This is a genomic window from Flavobacterium microcysteis (assembly GCF_006385255.1).
Lineage (GTDB): Bacteria > Bacteroidota > Bacteroidia > Flavobacteriales > Flavobacteriaceae > Flavobacterium > Flavobacterium microcysteis.
In genome coordinates this window covers 144,588-161,099 of the sequence record NZ_VFJE01000050.1, presented here as the reverse complement: position 1 = coordinate 161,099, position 16,512 = coordinate 144,588, and the positions used below count along the sequence as shown (strand labels likewise).

General features: G+C 34.7%; 13 protein-coding genes and 1 tRNA gene. 10 read left to right on the top strand and 4 right to left on the bottom strand.

All coding sequences use genetic code 11. The annotated features are described in order from the left end of the window. The first annotated feature begins 126 nt into the window (after window positions 1-126). The 3 genes from rnr (at window position 127) to FJA49_RS03390 (ending at window position 3,820) form a co-directional block, all read left to right on the top strand. Window positions 127-2,313 carry a ribonuclease R gene (rnr, locus tag FJA49_RS03400; RefSeq protein WP_139998866.1) on the top strand — a complete coding sequence of 729 codons (2,187 nt, stop codon included), beginning with the start codon at window positions 127-129 and terminating at the stop codon, window positions 2,311-2,313. Between the two features lie 27 nt (window positions 2,314-2,340). After that, the gene (locus FJA49_RS03395; RefSeq protein ID WP_139998864.1) at window positions 2,341-3,021 is read left to right on the top strand and encodes a head GIN domain-containing protein; all 681 of its coding nucleotides are present in this window, start codon (window positions 2,341-2,343) and stop codon (window positions 3,019-3,021) included. A gap of 115 nt (window positions 3,022-3,136) precedes the next feature. After that, entirely contained in the window at window positions 3,137-3,820 is a 684-nt protein-coding gene (locus tag FJA49_RS03390) for a LysE family translocator (protein ID WP_139998862.1), read from the top strand. A gap of 61 nt (window positions 3,821-3,881) precedes the next feature. Here the strand turns inward: FJA49_RS03390 and FJA49_RS03385 are convergent. Continuing rightward, window positions 3,882-3,955, bottom strand: a tRNA-Cys gene (locus FJA49_RS03385). 134 nt (window positions 3,956-4,089) lie between these two features. Between FJA49_RS03385 and FJA49_RS03380 the strand changes: the two genes are divergently transcribed. Further along, window positions 4,090-6,027: an LTA synthase family protein gene (locus tag FJA49_RS03380; RefSeq protein WP_233590060.1), complete on the top strand. Its 1,938-nt coding sequence runs from the start codon at window positions 4,090-4,092 to the stop codon at window positions 6,025-6,027. A 1-nt stretch (window position 6,028) separates the two neighbouring features. Here FJA49_RS03380 and folB read toward each other — a convergent pair whose 3' ends face one another. After that, entirely contained in the window at window positions 6,029-6,388 is a 360-nt protein-coding gene (folB, locus tag FJA49_RS03375) for a dihydroneopterin aldolase (protein ID WP_139998860.1), read from the bottom strand. Between the two features lie 127 nt (window positions 6,389-6,515). On the opposite strand from folB, the gene FJA49_RS03370 reads away from it, so the two are divergent. From FJA49_RS03370 to FJA49_RS03355, 4 genes are all read left to right on the top strand, one after another. After that, complete coding sequence (locus FJA49_RS03370) at window positions 6,516-8,609, top strand: glutamine--tRNA ligase/YqeY domain fusion protein (RefSeq protein WP_139998858.1); 2,094 nt, start codon at window positions 6,516-6,518, stop codon at window positions 8,607-8,609. 295 nt (window positions 8,610-8,904) lie between these two features. Continuing rightward, window positions 8,905-9,231, top strand: a complete 327-nt coding sequence (locus FJA49_RS03365; protein WP_139998856.1) for a YtxH domain-containing protein — start codon at window positions 8,905-8,907, stop codon at window positions 9,229-9,231. Between the two features lie 12 nt (window positions 9,232-9,243). Continuing rightward, the gene (locus FJA49_RS03360; RefSeq protein ID WP_139998854.1) at window positions 9,244-9,597 is read left to right on the top strand and encodes a competence protein; all 354 of its coding nucleotides are present in this window, start codon (window positions 9,244-9,246) and stop codon (window positions 9,595-9,597) included. Between the two features lie 10 nt (window positions 9,598-9,607). Continuing rightward, the gene (locus FJA49_RS03355) at window positions 9,608-9,850 is read left to right on the top strand and encodes a DUF6327 family protein (RefSeq protein ID WP_139998853.1); all 243 of its coding nucleotides are present in this window, start codon (window positions 9,608-9,610) and stop codon (window positions 9,848-9,850) included. 44 nt (window positions 9,851-9,894) lie between these two features. On the opposite strand, the gene FJA49_RS03350 is transcribed toward FJA49_RS03355, so the two are convergent. Further along, on the bottom strand, window positions 9,895-10,881 hold the full coding sequence (locus FJA49_RS03350) for an SPFH domain-containing protein (protein ID WP_139998851.1): 987 nt from the start codon (window positions 10,879-10,881) through the stop codon (window positions 9,895-9,897). A 71-nt stretch (window positions 10,882-10,952) separates the two neighbouring features. Continuing rightward, window positions 10,953-12,467, bottom strand: a complete 1,515-nt coding sequence (gltX, locus tag FJA49_RS03345) for a glutamate--tRNA ligase (protein WP_139998850.1) — start codon at window positions 12,465-12,467, stop codon at window positions 10,953-10,955. A 207-nt stretch (window positions 12,468-12,674) separates the two neighbouring features. Here gltX and FJA49_RS03340 point away from each other — a divergent pair, with 207 nt between their 5' ends. Next, complete coding sequence (locus FJA49_RS03340; protein WP_139998848.1) at window positions 12,675-16,004, top strand: DUF4175 family protein; 3,330 nt, start codon at window positions 12,675-12,677, stop codon at window positions 16,002-16,004. Then, window positions 15,997-16,416 carry an rRNA maturation RNase YbeY gene (gene ybeY / locus FJA49_RS03335; RefSeq protein WP_139998846.1) on the top strand — a complete coding sequence of 140 codons (420 nt, stop codon included), beginning with the start codon at window positions 15,997-15,999 and terminating at the stop codon, window positions 16,414-16,416. The genes FJA49_RS03340 and ybeY overlap by 8 nt, the downstream gene beginning before the upstream one ends. Window positions 16,417-16,512 lie beyond the last annotated feature (96 nt).

The window sequence follows — 16,512 nt, the reverse complement described above, 5'->3', positions numbered from 1 at the left end:
TCATAAAGATAGCAAGAAATGCTTTTATTCATGAACAGACCAAAAGTTATATTTTGTTTAAAAAAATTAACATTTGAGAAGAAACTGCCTACAATTTCGTAATTTTCAGCATTATTAGAAAAGAATATGAGTAAGAAACCCAGAAAGCCTGTAAATAAAACTAAAGACTTTACAGCAAAAATTTTAAAGATTTTATCGCAAGACGCCAATAAGACATTCAATTATAAACAAATAGGAGCAAAGCTTGAAGTAGATGATACAAAAAGCAGAAATGAAATTATAAAAGACCTTAAGCTTTTAGCCTCACAGAAAAAAATTGTAGAGATTGAGCCGGGTAAATATATGGTAATAGCTACCAGCCAGGATTATTACGAAGGTGTTATCGACATGACGAGCAGAAAAACTGCTTATTTTGTTTCGGAAGAATTTGAAGATGATATTTTTATTCCTACCAATAACCTGAACAAAGCCTTAGATGGTGACAAGGTAAAGATTTATGTCTATAACCGAAGAAGAGGTAAAAAGCCTGAAGGTGAGGTCATTGAAATTATTGAAAGAAAAAAGACTGATTTTGTAGGAGTCATTGATATCCAAAAAAACTTTGCCTTTGTTTCTACAGCTAATCCGAAAATGTATACGGATATTTTCATTCCAAAAGATAAGATAGGAGAAGCTCAGAATGGTGATGTTGTTCTAGTTCATATTGAAGATTGGCCTAAAAAAGCCGACAGTCCGTTTGGAGTTGTTATCAAAGTTCTTGGAAAACCTGGTGAGCACAATACAGAAATCCATGCGATTTTAGCAGAATACGGCTTACCATACGATTTTCCTGTCGAAGTTGAAGCCTATGCCCAAAAACTAGATACATCTATCCAGGAAAGCGAAATAGCCAAACGACGTGATATGCGTGATGTTTTGACTTTTACAATCGATCCAAAAGATGCTAAAGATTTTGATGACGCTTTGTCTTTCCAGGTGTTAGAAAATGGAAATTATGAAATAGGTGTCCATATTGCCGATGTTTCCTATTATCTGGAAGAAGGAACTATTTTGGATAATGAAGCCTATCAAAGAGCTACTTCGGTATATCTGGTAGATAGGGTAGTGCCAATGCTTCCTGAAGTATTGTCAAATTTTGCCTGTTCATTGCGACCGCATGAAGAAAAATATACATTCTCAGCCATTTTTGAATTAAAGGAAAATGCTGAGATAGTTAACCAATGGTTTGGAAGAACGGTAATTTATTCTGACCAGCGTTTTGCTTATGAAGAAGCACAACATATCATCGAAACAAAAGGAAATAGTATTCCTGCAGAGATTTCGTTAACCAGAAGCGAATTCATCGTACCGGAAGCCATTCAGAAAGCAACCTTAAAAATGGATGAGCTGGCCAAGATATTACGCAAAAAGAGAATGCGTGATGGAGCTATTTCATTTGATAAAGTTGAAGTAAAATTCAATCTTAATGAAGCGGCAGAACCTGTTGGAGTGTATTTTAAAGTCTCTAAAGATGCCAACCATCTGATTGAGGAATTTATGTTATTAGCCAATAGAAAAGTAGCTGAATTCATTGGAAAACAAAAACCTAAGAAAACATTTGTTTATCGAATTCACGACGAACCGGATGAAAATAAACTGATCAATTTACAAACGGTGATTTCAAAATTTGGATACAGTATCAATTTTAAATCTAAAAAAGATATTTCCAAATCGCTGAATCAATTGCTTGAAGATGTCAACGGAAAAAAAGAACAGAATATGGTTGATACGTTGACCATCCGATCTATGAGTAAAGCGAAATATTCAACAGAGAATATAGGGCATTATGGTTTGGCATTTGACTATTATTCGCACTTTACATCACCAATCAGGCGTTATCCTGATGTAATGGCACATCGTTTGTTACAGCATTATCTCGACGGAGGAAAATCAGCCGATGAAGAATCCTATGAAGAGAAATGCCAACACTCGTCTAATATGGAAGTTTTGGCTACAAATGCAGAACGAGACAGTATTAAATACATGCAGGTCAAGTATATGCAGGATCACCAAGATGAAGAGTTTTTGGGTGTGATTTCTGGAGTAACAGAATGGGGAATTTATGTAGAAATTGTTTCCAATAAATGTGAAGGTATGTGTAGAATTCGTGAAATACGTGATGATTATTACACATTTGATGAAAAGCAATATGCATTGGTTGGAGAAATTTCAAAGAATATCCTGCAATTAGGAGACGAAGTTTATGTTAAAGTAAAAAGCGCCGATCTGGTTAAAAAACAATTGGACTTTACTTTTCTGAGAAAGAATGAATAAGTAAGATACTAATCAAATTATAAGACCATGAAAAAGATAATTTTAGTAGCATTATTAATGCTATCACAGGTGAATTTTGCACAAGAAAAGCTTACCAAAAATTTAGGTGACTTTGACCAGGTAAAAGTTTTTGATAGGATTTCACTACAGCTGGTTCCTGCTAACGAAAACAAAATTGAAATAACAGGAGAGCGTAGAGAAGATGTTGAAATTGTCAACAAAAATGGAGAGCTGAAAGTAAGAATGAAACTTAAAAAGCTTTTGAAAGGAGAAGATATTACTGCTATTCTTTATTACAAAAACGAAATTGAAACTATTGAAGCCAGTGAAGGTTCTTATGTTTCAAGCGAAAAAACGTTCAAAGCCATTGATTTTCATGTCAATTCAAAAGAAGGAGCAGAAATAAAAATCAGCCTTGATGTTCAAAAATTAGATGTAAAAGCTACTTCGGGCGGTATCGTAAAACTAAAAGGAAATGCTAACAGCCAGGATATTGTTATCAATTCTGGAGGTATAGTTGATGCTAAAGATTTAGAAACTTCACATACTGCAGTTGCTATCAATGCTGGTGGAGAAGCTGATGTAAGAGCTTCAGAACTTGTTGATGCAAAAACCAGGGCAGGAGGAGACATCACTATTTATGGAAGTCCTAAAAAAATAAACAAAAAGACTTTCGCAGGAGGAAATATTACAGAATCCAAGCGATAAAGACTGCTAAGGATTGTAATTTTTAAATTATCTTTGTGTTACTATTTTTAATTTGCATAAATTGCTGATTGAATATGGATCTGAAGAAACTTTCAAAAATTACAATCCTTTTTTAATGATTCAAGACATCTTAACAGGCATTCCTCTAGGTTTATTCCTATGCTTTATGATCGGGCCTGTTTTTTTTATACTGCTAGAAACTGCCGCAGTTAAAGGTATACGCGCTGCATTGGTTTTCGATTTTGGAGTTATAGTAGCAGATGTTCTTTTCATCTGCATTGCTTATTTCAGTAGTTACCGACTTATCAACAGTTTAAAAGATGAACCGGCTCTTTTTATTTTTGGAGGACTGATTATGCTTACCTATGGCATCATTTCCTATCTAAAACTCAACAAGGCAAGTAAAAATATTTCTGAAGAAGCTGAAGTTGAACTTATCAAAAAAAATTACGGAAGCCTTTTTATTAAAGGATTTCTTCTCAATTTTATCAATGTTGGCGTACTGGGATTTTGGCTTTTGATTATCATTACCTTCGGACCTCAGCTTGATTTAAAAACTTCCCGTCTAATTGTTTTCTTTGCTTCAGTTATAGGTACTTACCTTATGGTCGATTTGGCAAAAATGTTTTTAGCAAAAAGACTTAAAAACAAAATGACATCTTCTAATATTCTAAAAATTAAGAAAATAACCAGCATACTTTTAATTATTTTCGGATTCTCGATTATGTTGCAGGGATGGTTTCCAAGTGACCAAAAGCTTGTAAAATCAGCTCTTGAGAAAATAGAAAAAAGAAAATAAGGGAGTATTAAATACGACTAAAAATAAAAAAAGAGATACTGAAAAGTATCTCTTTTTCTTTTGGAGGCATCGAGCGGATTCGAACCGCTGTAGGAGCTTTTGCAGAGCCCAGCCTAGCCACTCGGCCACGACGCCATAACTTGATTGGATGGCAAATTTACATATTATTTGCTGTAACGCAAGAAAATCTTTAGCAAATATTAATTTTTAATTTTAATCATTTGATAATAATAAATTTTACTTTTGGCTTGAACAAAATCAAAAAGCATATGTTGAAAAAGCTCCATTTTCTAAAGCCATTATTTAATTTTATTTCTATTGGATTGATAATTATGACATTAAGCAGAATATTGCTTTTTTTCTTATATAGGGATAGGATTGACGAAACCGAAAATTATTGGCGTATTTTTCCAATCGGATTACGCTTTGACCTGATTATTTTATGTTACATTTCCTTTCTTCCTGCAATCCTAATTTGTCTTTTACCTGACAGTTTTCTGCAAAAAATCAAAAAGTTTTTCCACATCTATTTTTTATTCTTCCTGTTTCTATTCCTTTTGATGGAAGTTTCAACCCCTGATTTTATTGCTCAATATGATACAAGACCTAACAGACTTTTCCTGGATTACTTGATTTATCCAAAAGAAGTGATGGGAACCTTATTAAAAAGCTACCTGCCTTCTATGATATTTGCAGTAGTGTTTTTAAGTGTAGCAGTTTATTTTGGTTATAAAAAAGGAAAAAAATTGTTTTATCCTTCGTTCCAGAATTATAAAACAAAGCTGATTTTATTTCCTCTAGTGGCTTTTTTATTGTTTTTCGGAGCTCGTTCCAGTTTAACGTCAAAACGTCCTATAAACGCAAGTAATGCTGTTTTTTCAACCGACCAGTTGACTAATTGTATCGGTTTAAATTCTTTTTATACGGTTGCTTTTGCAGCTTATTCTTTGAAAAATGAAGGTAATTCTGCAAAAATGTATGGCAAGATGGATAGCAAAGAAGCCTACGACCGAGTTAAAAAATACATGACCGCTTTGCCAGGAGATTTTACAGATCCTGAATTGCCTTTATTGCACAATCAAAACCCGGATTCATTAAGAGAGAAACCATATAACCTGGTTATTTTTCTACAAGAAAGCCTTGGAGCTGAATATGTAGGATGCTTAGGAGGGAAGCCACTAACACCTAATTTTGATGCATTATCCAAAGAAGGTTTATTATTTACAAACCTGTATTGCACCGGAACCCGTAGTGTTAGAGGTATTGAAGCAGTTGTTACCGGTTTTTTACCATCGCCTTCAGAAAGCGTTGTCAAATTAAGCAATTCACAATCTGACTTTTTTACACTGGCAGGACTGTTAAAAAGCAAAGGATTTGATACGAGCTTTATCTATGGAGGAAGTGCTAACTTTGATAATATGGCCTCTTTCTTTAATGGAAATGGCTTTGATAATATTATAGATGAAGCTGATTTTGACAGCGATGGAAAGAAATATGCTTTTAAAGGAACTTGGGGTTATTCCGATGAAGATCTGGTTACAAAAGCAAATGAATATTTCAAATCACAAAAAGGTAAACCTTTCTTTTCTTTGATGTTTTCAACTTCTAACCATGAGCCTTTTGAATTTCCTGATGGAAGAATTCAATTGTTTGATAAGAATAAAAATACGGTCAATAATGCTATGAAATATGCCGATTTTTCTATCGGTAAATTCTTTGAAATTGCTAAAAAAGAAGACTATTTCAAGAACACTATTTTTATAGTAATTGCAGACCACAATACAAGAACCTATGGAAAGCATTTGGTACCAATCAAAAAATTCAGAATTCCGGCTCTGATTATCGGCCCTCAGGTTCCAAAAGGTGAAAAATTTGATAAATTGAGCAGTCAAATTGATATTCCACCAACTTTACTAAGTATGCTTGGAATGAAAGTACAGACGCCAATGCCAGGAAGAAATATTCATGATCTAAAGCCTGAAACCAAAGGAAGATCAATCATGCAGTTTCACGATATCAATGCTTTCCGTGTAGAAGATCAGGTAGTGATCATGCAGCCAAATAAAAAAGCATTGCAATTCAAAATTGAAAGCGATACTATTCTGACACCGGTAAAATTAGATGAAGAGTTGGCAAAAGATGCTTTAGCTCACGTTACCGCAGCTTCTGATTTATACAAAGAGAAAAAATATAAAATAAAGAAATAGACTAGTTTCTATATTCCTCCAATTGAATGGTAACTGCTTCAACGTCACCACCAATTGGAGGATTTATTTTTGAAACAGAAACAATTATTCTGGAAACAGAAGCTATTTCTCTAAAAACACGCTGCACGATTCTATGGGCTACATGCTCTAAAAGTTTAGAACGGATAGCCATTTCTTCCATCACAATTTTATTAAGATGAACATAATCTACTGTATCTAAGAGTTCATCTGTTTCCATCGATTTACGCATATCGGTTTTGATTTCCAGATCTACAGAATAGTCGGAACCAATTTTACTTTCTTCTACTAAACATCCATGAAATGAATACGTTCTGATGTTTTTTAGCTTGATAATTCCCATGACAATATGTGTTTTTTGATTGGAGATATTCGTTCAATAATTTCGTTGTTCAAAATTAGGTATTAAAGAATAAAAATTAAGCATTTTCTTGGCAAAATGAATAACTTTGCTGTCTTAATTTATGAATATGGCATCAGAAGAAAAATCACTGAATTTTATTGAACAAATCATTGAAGAAGATATTAAAAATGGTTTGTCTCAACAGAAATTACGTTTTCGTTTCCCGCCTGAACCCAACGGTTATTTGCATATCGGACATGCAAGCTCGATTGCTTTAAATTTTGGACTAGGCATTGATTATCAAGCACCTGTTAACCTTCGTTTTGACGACACCAACCCTGCAAAAGAAGAGCAGGAATTTGTTGACGCCATCAAAAGAGATGTACAATGGCTTGGATATCAATGGGAACATGAATGTTATGCTTCTGATTATTTCCAGCAATTATACGATTGGGCTGTTGAATTTATTAAGAAAGGTAAGGCTTATGTAGATAGCCAGACTTCTGAAGAAATGGCACAGCAAAAAGGTACGCCTTCCACTCCGGGAGTTGATAGTCCATACAGAAATCGTTCGGTTGCCGAAAATCTTGATTTGTTCGAAAGAATGAAAAATGGTGAATTTCCAGAAGGGACGCACATTTTGAGAGCAAAAATAGACATGAAATCAACCAATATGCTGATGCGTGATCCTATCATGTATCGTATATTACATAAACACCACCATAGAACTGGCGATGCTTGGAAAATATATCCAATGTATGACTGGGCACATGGTGAAAGCGATTATCTGGAGCAGATTTCTCACTCTTTTTGTACGCTTGAATTCTTGCCTCACAGAGAATTATACGACTGGTTCCTGGATCAGATTTATGATGACAAAACGATTCGTCCAAAACAAAGAGAATTTGCGAGACGTAATCTTTCGCATACAGTTGTGAGCAAAAGAAAACTATTAAAATTAGTTGAAGATAAGCATGTTAACGGATGGGATGATCCAAGAATGTCAACCGTTTCCGGATTGAGAAGAAGAGGTTATACACCTGCTTCTATCCGTAATTTTGCCCATACTATTGGTATTGCAAAGCGTGACAATTTGATTGATGTTTCTGTTTTGGAATTTTGCATACGTGAAGATTTAAATAAGACAGCACCTCGCGTTATGGCAGTTTTGGATCCTGTAAAACTAGTTATTACCAATTATCCGGAAGGAAAAGAAGAATGGCTGGATGCAGAAAACAACCAGGAAGATGAAAATGCAGGATTCAGAAAAGTCCCTTTTTCAAGAGAATTATATATTGAAAGAGAAGACTTTTTAGAAGAAGCTTCAGGCAAATTTTTCAGATTGACTCTTGGAAAAGAAGTACGTTTAAAAAATGCGTATATCATTAAAGGTGAAAGAGTTGTAAAAGATGCGAATGGAAATATTACAGAAATCCATGTAACCTACGATACGGATAGCCTTAGCGGTAGTGGTACAGAAGCAAGCCAAAGAAAAGTTTCCGGTACGTTGCATTGGGTTTCTATTGCCCACGCAATTGAAGCTGAAGTACGTTTGTATGATAGACTTTTTACGGATGAATCTCCAGATACTCACAAAGGAAAAGATTTCTTGGAATTTGTAAACCCAAATTCGCTTCAGGTAGTTACTGGTTATTTAGAACCAAGTCTGAAAGAAGCTAAAAATGAAGACAAATTCCAGTTCCAAAGATTGGGTTATTTTACTGTAGATAAGGATTCTACTGATAAAAAATTAGTTTTCAACAAAACCGTTTCTTTAAAAGATACCTGGGAAGAAAAAGGTAAAAAAGAAGAAAATATTATCAATAATTCCCTTAAGGAAATCAACAAATATTTCAAAGTAGCTACTCAAGAAGAGCGAAATGCAGTTGAAAAAGCAATAGGTGAAGAACTGAAAAATGTGAATAATTTTAGCTTACTGCAGAATACTTTAAAGAAGAATATCAATAATAACAAAAGCTCTTTGTTATTTTCAAACTATCTTCTGAAATATTCATCGCTAAAACCTTCAGATGTTGAAACGGAAACCTTGCATAAGTTATACTCGATGTCGTTAAAAAGCGAATCACCTTATGTTCGATTGGAAGTTATTAAGAATTTAAAAAATGATGAGGCAAATCGTTCGGAGTTTTCTTCACAGCTAGCTGAATTAAAAAATTCTGAAAAAAATGAAGAAGTTTTAAATCTGCTTTCAGAAAATTAAAACTATAAATTTTATATATGAAAAGCTCCTGAATTCAGGAGCTTTTCTATTATATAGTTTTTCTATTGAAAAATAAAATCACATAATTTTTTCTAATTAAAAATGACTTTCATAAATAGATTGTAAGCCGTTTTTAGAAATTGGCAATGTAATTATATGGTCAGGCTTTCAATCTTTGATTAAACAAGAAATATGGCGGTTTTGCTAAACTTGCCTATACTTTAACTGGTTGTTAACATCGAAATGTTAAAATTTAGTGTAACTTTAGAGTATTAACATATAAAAAAGAAAAGTTATGTCAAGATCAAACACAGTAATCGGAATATTAGCAGGAGCTGCAATTGGTGCAGCAGTAGGAATTTTATTCGCACCAGACAAAGGTCAGAAAACAAGAAGAAAAATTAAAGATGGATTTGACCACCAAAAAGATGAATTGCAAAATAAATTCAACCATTTATCAGATCAGGTAAAAAGCAAGTTTTCAAGAGCGAAAGTAGATTTGGAATCGAGTTTTGATGATTTGGTAGCCAATGCTCAAGATACCAAAGAAGATGTAATTGCTGCTTTAGAAAAAAAGCTGGCTGATTTAAAAGCACAAGCTGCAGCAGCTAATAAGAAATAAAAAAATTGCTTTATGGCATTTGAAAAAATAAAAGAAAATACAGACGACCTGCAAGATAGAGCCAAAGAATTTTTAGACGCTAACATTGCTTACTATAAACTTTGGGGATTTAAGATTGCAATGAAATCGACTACATTAATGCTCAAATTATTTATGTTGAGTATAATGTTGGTGATTGTAACCCTGTTTTTTTCAATTGCATTAGCGTTAGCGATTGGATATGGACTGGATAATTTTGCTTATGGATTCTTAATCGTCGGAGCGATTTATCTTGTACTTGCCATATTGGTATATTATATTCAAGATAAGATCGTTGAAGGTCCGATTCTGAAAACATTCTCGAAATTATTTTTCAAAAAATATTAAACGAAAGCCTATGCAAGTAAAGAGTTATTCTTCTTATGAAGAAATAAATAGGGAGCTTCAGATTTTAAAAGTAGAGAAGGATTTGGCCTATGAAAAAATGAATAAAAGTTTTCATGACACCAAAGATAGCTTTACAGCAAAAAATATTCTGGGAACTGTCCCGGGAATAGCATTAAACATAATAGGAAGTTTATCCGGGCCACTTAAAAATGTCGGGATAGCCTATCTGACGAAAAAGATTTTCCGTCTATAAACAAAAAAGAGGCTTATAGAGCCTCTTTTTTTATTTCAATGTGATTATAGTTCACCGTGTTCGCTTTCATGCGATTCTGGGAATATTGGTGGTTTTGGAGTTGATTTCTTTTCAGATACCTTAGCGCGTTTCATAGCTTCACCAACTTGGTTGGAAGCAGTAAAAGAAGCTACCATATTGTTTAGCATATCGCTTCCAGCCTGTGGCGAATTAGGAAGCAATATCAGGTTAGAATTGGCATCTGCACCAATGGCCTGCAACGTATCATAATGTTGCGTTACTACAATCAAAGCTGAAGCTTCCTGTGAATTGATACCTACTTTATTCAATACATCTACACTTTCTACCAAACCACGTGCAATTTCACGTCTTTGATCAGCAATACCTTGTCCTTGCAACCTTTTGCTTTCTGCTTCCGCTTTAGCTTTAGCAACGATTCTGATTCTTCCTGCTTCTGCTTCATATTCTGCTGCTGATTTTTCTCTGTCTGCTGCGTTGATTCGGTTCATGGCATTTTTAACCTGGATGTCTGGATCGATATCAGTAATTAGTGTATTGATAATATCATAACCATAAGTAGTCATAGCCTCATTCAATTCACGTTTTACAGCAATAGCAATATCATCTTTTCTTTCAAAAACATCATCCAGCTTCAACTTAGGGACTTCTGCGCGAACAACATCAAATACATAAGAAGTAATCTGGTCATGTGGATATTCCAACTTGTAAAACGCTTCGTACACTTTATCTTGGATTACTTTAAACTGTACGGAAACTTTCATTTTCACAAATACGTTTTCTTTCGTTTTTGTTTCGATGATAACGTCAAGCTGCTGAATTTTCAAATTAATCTTGCCCGCAATTTTATCTACTATCGGAATTTTAAGTTGTAATCCGGAGTGACGGATGCTTTGGTATCTTCCAAAACGTTCTATAATAGCAGCAGTTTGTTGCTTAACCGTAAAGAACGATGAAAAGAAAATAAATAAGGCGAAGAATAAAAATACATACAAAGGAATGTTTAAGTCCATAATAGAGTGTTTAAAGTTTATCGGGTTTAAGGTACAAAAAAAGCCTCTCATTTCTGAAAGGCTCTTCTAATTTATTTCAGGCTAGCAATCGCTTTCCGAATTCTAGTGATTGTTTCTTCTTTTCCAATCATACTGATAATGTCAAATAGGTGAGGACCTTTTAAAGAACCAACAAGGCTCAATCGTAAAGGTTGCATAATCTTGCCCATTCCTATTTCATTTTCTGTCATCCAGGTTTTAACTGTGTTTTCAACATTTTCGGTTGAGAAATCTAAAGTGTTTTCCAAAATGCCAATCAATTTCTCCATTAATTCAGCAGTTTCTGGTTTCCAGTTTTTTGCAGCTTTTTCATCATACGATGTTGGTGCCAGGAAAAAGAATTCAGACAAATCCCAAAGTTCAGAAGCAAAAGTAGCACGCTCTTTTACCAAACGAACAACCTCTGTTACAAACTCTATCGGTTTGTTGATTCCCTTTTCAACTAATACGTGCGAAAGTTGGTGCGCCAATTTAGTATCATCTGCTCTTTGGAAATACTGATGGTTGAACCATTTGTTTTTCTCTGGATCAAACTTTGCACCAGCCTTATGAACTCTTCCCAAATCAAAAGAGTTTACTAATTCGTCAAGAGTAAATAACTCCTGATCGGTTCCTGAACTCCAGCCTAATAATGCCAGGAAGTTGATTACTGCTTCAGGAAGGAATCCTTTTTCTCTATAACCTGAAGATATTTCTCCTGAGCTTGGATCTTTCCATTCTAGTGGAAATACAGGGAAACCAAGTTTATCACCGTCTCTTTTTGAAAGCTTACCATTTCCAACTGGTTTTAAAATCAATGGAAGATGGGCAAATTCCGGAGCTTCCCAATTAAAAGCTCTATATAACAAAACGTGCAATGGCATAGAAGGAAGCCATTCTTCACCACGGATAACATGTGATGTTTCCATTAAATGGTCGTCTACGATGTTGGCCAAGTGATAAGTCGGCATTCCGTCGCCTTTAAACAAAACCTTATCATCCAAAAGATTGGTGTCGAATTTTACTTCACCACGAATCATATCGTTCAAATGCAAAATTTCATTAACCGGAGTTTTGAAACGAATGACATATTCTTCACCATTTGCAATTCTCTGTGCTGTTTTTTCAGCAGAATTGGTTAGGGAATTATCCAATTGCTCACGATTTCCGTGATTGTAAATAAATGTTTTTCCTTGTTCTTCTTCGTTTTTGCGCAATTGGTCCAAATCTTCAGCAGAATCAAATGCATAATAAGCCCATCCAGATTGTATAAGCTGGTCAGCATATTCTTTATACAGATGTTTTCTCTCGCTTTGGCGATAAGGTCCAAATTTTTCATTTTTTCCAACTGTCTCGTCAGGAGCAATTCCAAGCCATTCTAATGCTTCCAGAATATAAGCCTCGGCTCCAGGTACAAAACGGTTTTGGTCGGTGTCTTCAACACGAAGGTAAAACACACCACCATGTTTTTTAGCAAACAGATAATTGAAAAGGGCAGTTCTCACGCCTCCAATGTGTAAAGGCCCTGTTGGGCTTGGGGCAAAACGAACGCGAATAGGTCTAGACATTTTGAATAAATTTTGGTGCAAAGATACGATTTTAGTTAAAAGTTATCAGTTCACTAAAAGCAGTTTTCAGACAATAACTCCTAAGAAATCTGCAATCTAAAATCCTAAATCTTCAATCGGAAATCCCCATTTGCCTCTCTCAATTTTAACCTTTCATATTAATATAAATTACTATTTTTATCGGTTATAAAGAAACGACTGACTATTTTGGAAAATAAAACACTGATATACGACAAATTAGAAGCATTTATCAAGAAGTATTATGCGAACGAACTCCTCAAAGGATTGATTTTCTTTGTTGGGTTAGGATTATTGTATTTGCTGTTTACGCTTTTTGTCGAATATTTCCTTTGGCTGAAACCTATGGGCAGGACAATCCTGTTTTGGGCATTTGTTGCCGTGGAACTTTTCCTTTTATTACGTTTTATCCTATTTCCAATTTTCAAGCTGTTCAAGCTTCAAAAGGGAATTAACTATGAAGAAGCATCGGCAATCATAGGCAGTCATTTTTCTGAAGTTGATGACAAACTGAAAAACTTCCTTCAATTGTCGAATGACAACAACCAGTCGGAATTATTGTTGGCTTCAATCGACCAAAAAGCACAGACCTTAAACCCAATTCCTTTTGGAAACGCTATTAATTTCAAAGGCAACGTTAAATACCTTCCTTGGGCAATTATTCCAATTCTGTTTTTTGCTTTCTTTATGATATCCGGTAACAGTGATATGATTACGCAAAGTTTCAATAGGGTAGTGCGTTATAACGAACGTTTTTCACCGCCGGCTCCATTTGCTTTCCAGATTGTGAATCCTTCTTTGCAAACTGAACAGGGAAATGATTTTGTACTTCAGGTAAAATCACAAGGAAAGGTTGTTCCTGAAAATGCGATGATTTTCATAGATGGAGAAAGCTATTTTATGCAAAGTCTTAAAACAGGAGTTTTTGAATACAAGTTTACCAGGCCATCTAAAAACATAAAGTTTCATATAGAAGCCAATCAGGTAACAACTAAAGATTATGAACTGGCTGTTGTAGCCGTTCCAACCATTGCCAATTTTGAAATGGTTTTGAATTTCCCATCCTATTTGAATAAGAAATCGGAAACAATTCAAGGTTCTGGAAACGCAATTGTACCAGAAGGGACAAAAGTGACCTGGAAAGTAGCTACTTTAGCAACAAAGTCTGTGGAATGGTCTGATTTAAAAACGATTACACCATTTTCTTCTAACGAAAACACATTTCAGATTACAAAAAGCATTCTTCAGAACACAGATTATCAAATTTTGACTTCAAATGCTAAAGTAAAGCATTATGAAAAGTTGAATTATCAGATTTCTGTTATCAAAGACCAGTTTCCAACCATTACCGTAAACAATGCACCAGATAGCCTTAAGCTAAACCAGAATGTTATTGTAGGACAAGTTTCAGATGATAACGGATTGTCTAAATTACAGATTGTTTTCTACCCGAAAAGCAAAACCAACGAAGCAAAGAAGATGGCTTTGCCGGTTAAAAAAGATGTTTTTGATCAGTTCATTTTTTCTTTTCCAGGTCAGCTTCCGGTAGAACAAGGAGTTTCCTATGAATATTATTTTGAAGTTTTTGATAACGATGCCTTACATGGTTTCAAGTCTACTAAATCTTCTGTTTTCTCAGATAGGTTAGCTACAATTGAAGAAAAAGAAGAGCAGAATTTGCAACAGCAAAATGACAATATCAACAGCTTAGAAAAGTCAATTAAAAATCAAGACAAACAATTATCTGAAATTGATAAACTGCAAAAGTTAGGTAAGGAAAAAACCAACCTTGAATTTAAAGATCAGCAAAAGGTAAATGACTTTATCCAACGCCAAAAACAACAAGAGCAAATGATGAAAGAGTTTTCCAAAAAGATGGAAGACAACCTTGATAAGTTTAAGACGGATAAGAAAGATGAGTTCAAAGAAGAACTGAAAGAACGTCTTGATAAAGCTGAAAAAGAAATTGAAAAGAATGAAAAGTTATTAGATGAGTTGCAGAAATTATCTGAAAAACTACGTGAAGAAGAACTGTTTGAAAAGATTGACAAATTCAAACAAAGCTCAAAAAGCCAGACTAAGAATCTTGAACAATTGGTAGAGCTTACTAAGAAATATTATGTAGAGAAAAAGGCGGAACAGTTAGCTGAAAAATTGGATAAGCTTTCAGAAAAGCAAGATGCCTTATCAAATAAAGATAAAGAAAATTCTGTCGAAAACCAGGAAGAAATTAATAAGGAATTCGATAAGATTCAAAAGGAATTAGACCAGCTTGAAAAGGATAATGAGCAATTAAAAAAACCGATTGATCTGCCAAAAGATGAGCAAACGGAAAAGAGTATCGATGAGGATTTAAAGAAAGCATCGGATGAATTAAAAAAAGACCAGAAAGGAAAAGCCAAGCCAAAACAAAAAAGTGCTGCCCAAAAGATGAAGCAGATGAGTGGCGCTATGATGGAAAGTATGGCCGGAGGTGAAATGGAACAGATGGAAGAGGATGTGAAAATGCTACGTCAGATCCTTGATAACTTATTGGCTTACTCGTTTTCGCAGGAAGACCTGATGAAGAATTTCAAAGGCCTCAAAAAGGGTTCGCTTTCGTTCAATAAAAACCTAAAAATCCAACAGGATTTAAAACAACAATTTAAACATGTTGATGATAGTTTGTTTGCAATGTCATTGAGAAACCCTAAGATAGGTGAGAATATTACAACGGAAATTGGTAACGTACATTACAATGTTGATAAGGCTTTAGAAACCCTATCCGATGCCCAAGTTCAAAAAGGAGTTTCACACCAGCAGTATGCGGTATCATCATCCAACAAGCTTGCGGATTTCTTAAGCGAGATCTTAACCAATATGCAAATGCAGATGCAAATGTCGGGTTCTGGTGCTGGCAAGCCTAAGCAGGGACAAGGTCAGGGAATGCAGCTTCCGGATATTATTCAGAAGCAACAAGGACTTGGTGAGAAGATGAAAGATGGAATGAAGAAAGGAGAAAAACCAGGTGAAGGTAGTGAAGGTAAAGATGGAAAACCGGGTAAGGAAGGAAAAGGGAAGAATGCCAAGAGCGGAAACAAAGAAGGAGTAGGTGGTGAAGATGGTGAAGGTAATGCAGGTGAAATATTAGAGATTTACAAAGAGCAGCAACGCTTGCGTGAAGCTTTGCAAAAAGCATTAGAGAAAGAAGGTATGGGTGGTAACGGACAAAACGCACTCAACCAAATGAAGCAAATTGAAAAGGATTTGTTGAACAAAGGTTTCAAAAACGAAACACTTCAAAAGATGCTGAATCTAAAACACGAATTATTGAAGTTGGATAATGCGATACAGCAGCAAGGAGAAGAAAAGAAACGCCAGTCGCAAACCAACACAAAAGATTACAATAACCAAACGAATGCTATTTCTCCTGCCTTAAAGCAATATTTAAATAGTATTGAAATATTAAACAGACAAACACTACCTTTGCGGCCAAATTTTAACCAGAAGGTTCAAGAATATTTTAGAAAAGATGATTAGTTTTAATTACGAAACCGAGTTTGAATTGCCTAATGAAAATGAAATTGAAAAGTGGCTTTCAGAGGTTATAGTTTCGGAATCCAAGAAAGAAGGAGATATCAATTATATCTTTTGTGATGATGAATACTTGCATGAAATCAATGTCAAATATCTTGACCACGATACCTTAACAGACATCATTAGTTTTGATTATTCCATAGGGAATGAATTGCATGGTGACATCTTCGTCTCCATTGAAAGAGTAGCAGATAATGCAAAAGACTTCAATGTGAGTTTCGATGAAGAGTTGAAAAGAGTACTTGCCCATGGGATATTACACTTTGCAGGATACAAGGATAAGTCTGAAGCAGACGAGTTGAAGATGCGCTCAAAAGAAGATGAAAAGATAGCGATGTTCCACGTGAAACAATAGCTTAAACATCTCTTCCAAAAGAATTAAAAATTACTAAACGTTCCACGTGGAACACAATAAGATTTTGGTTCTCCAAAATCGTAAAGAGAGGATAAA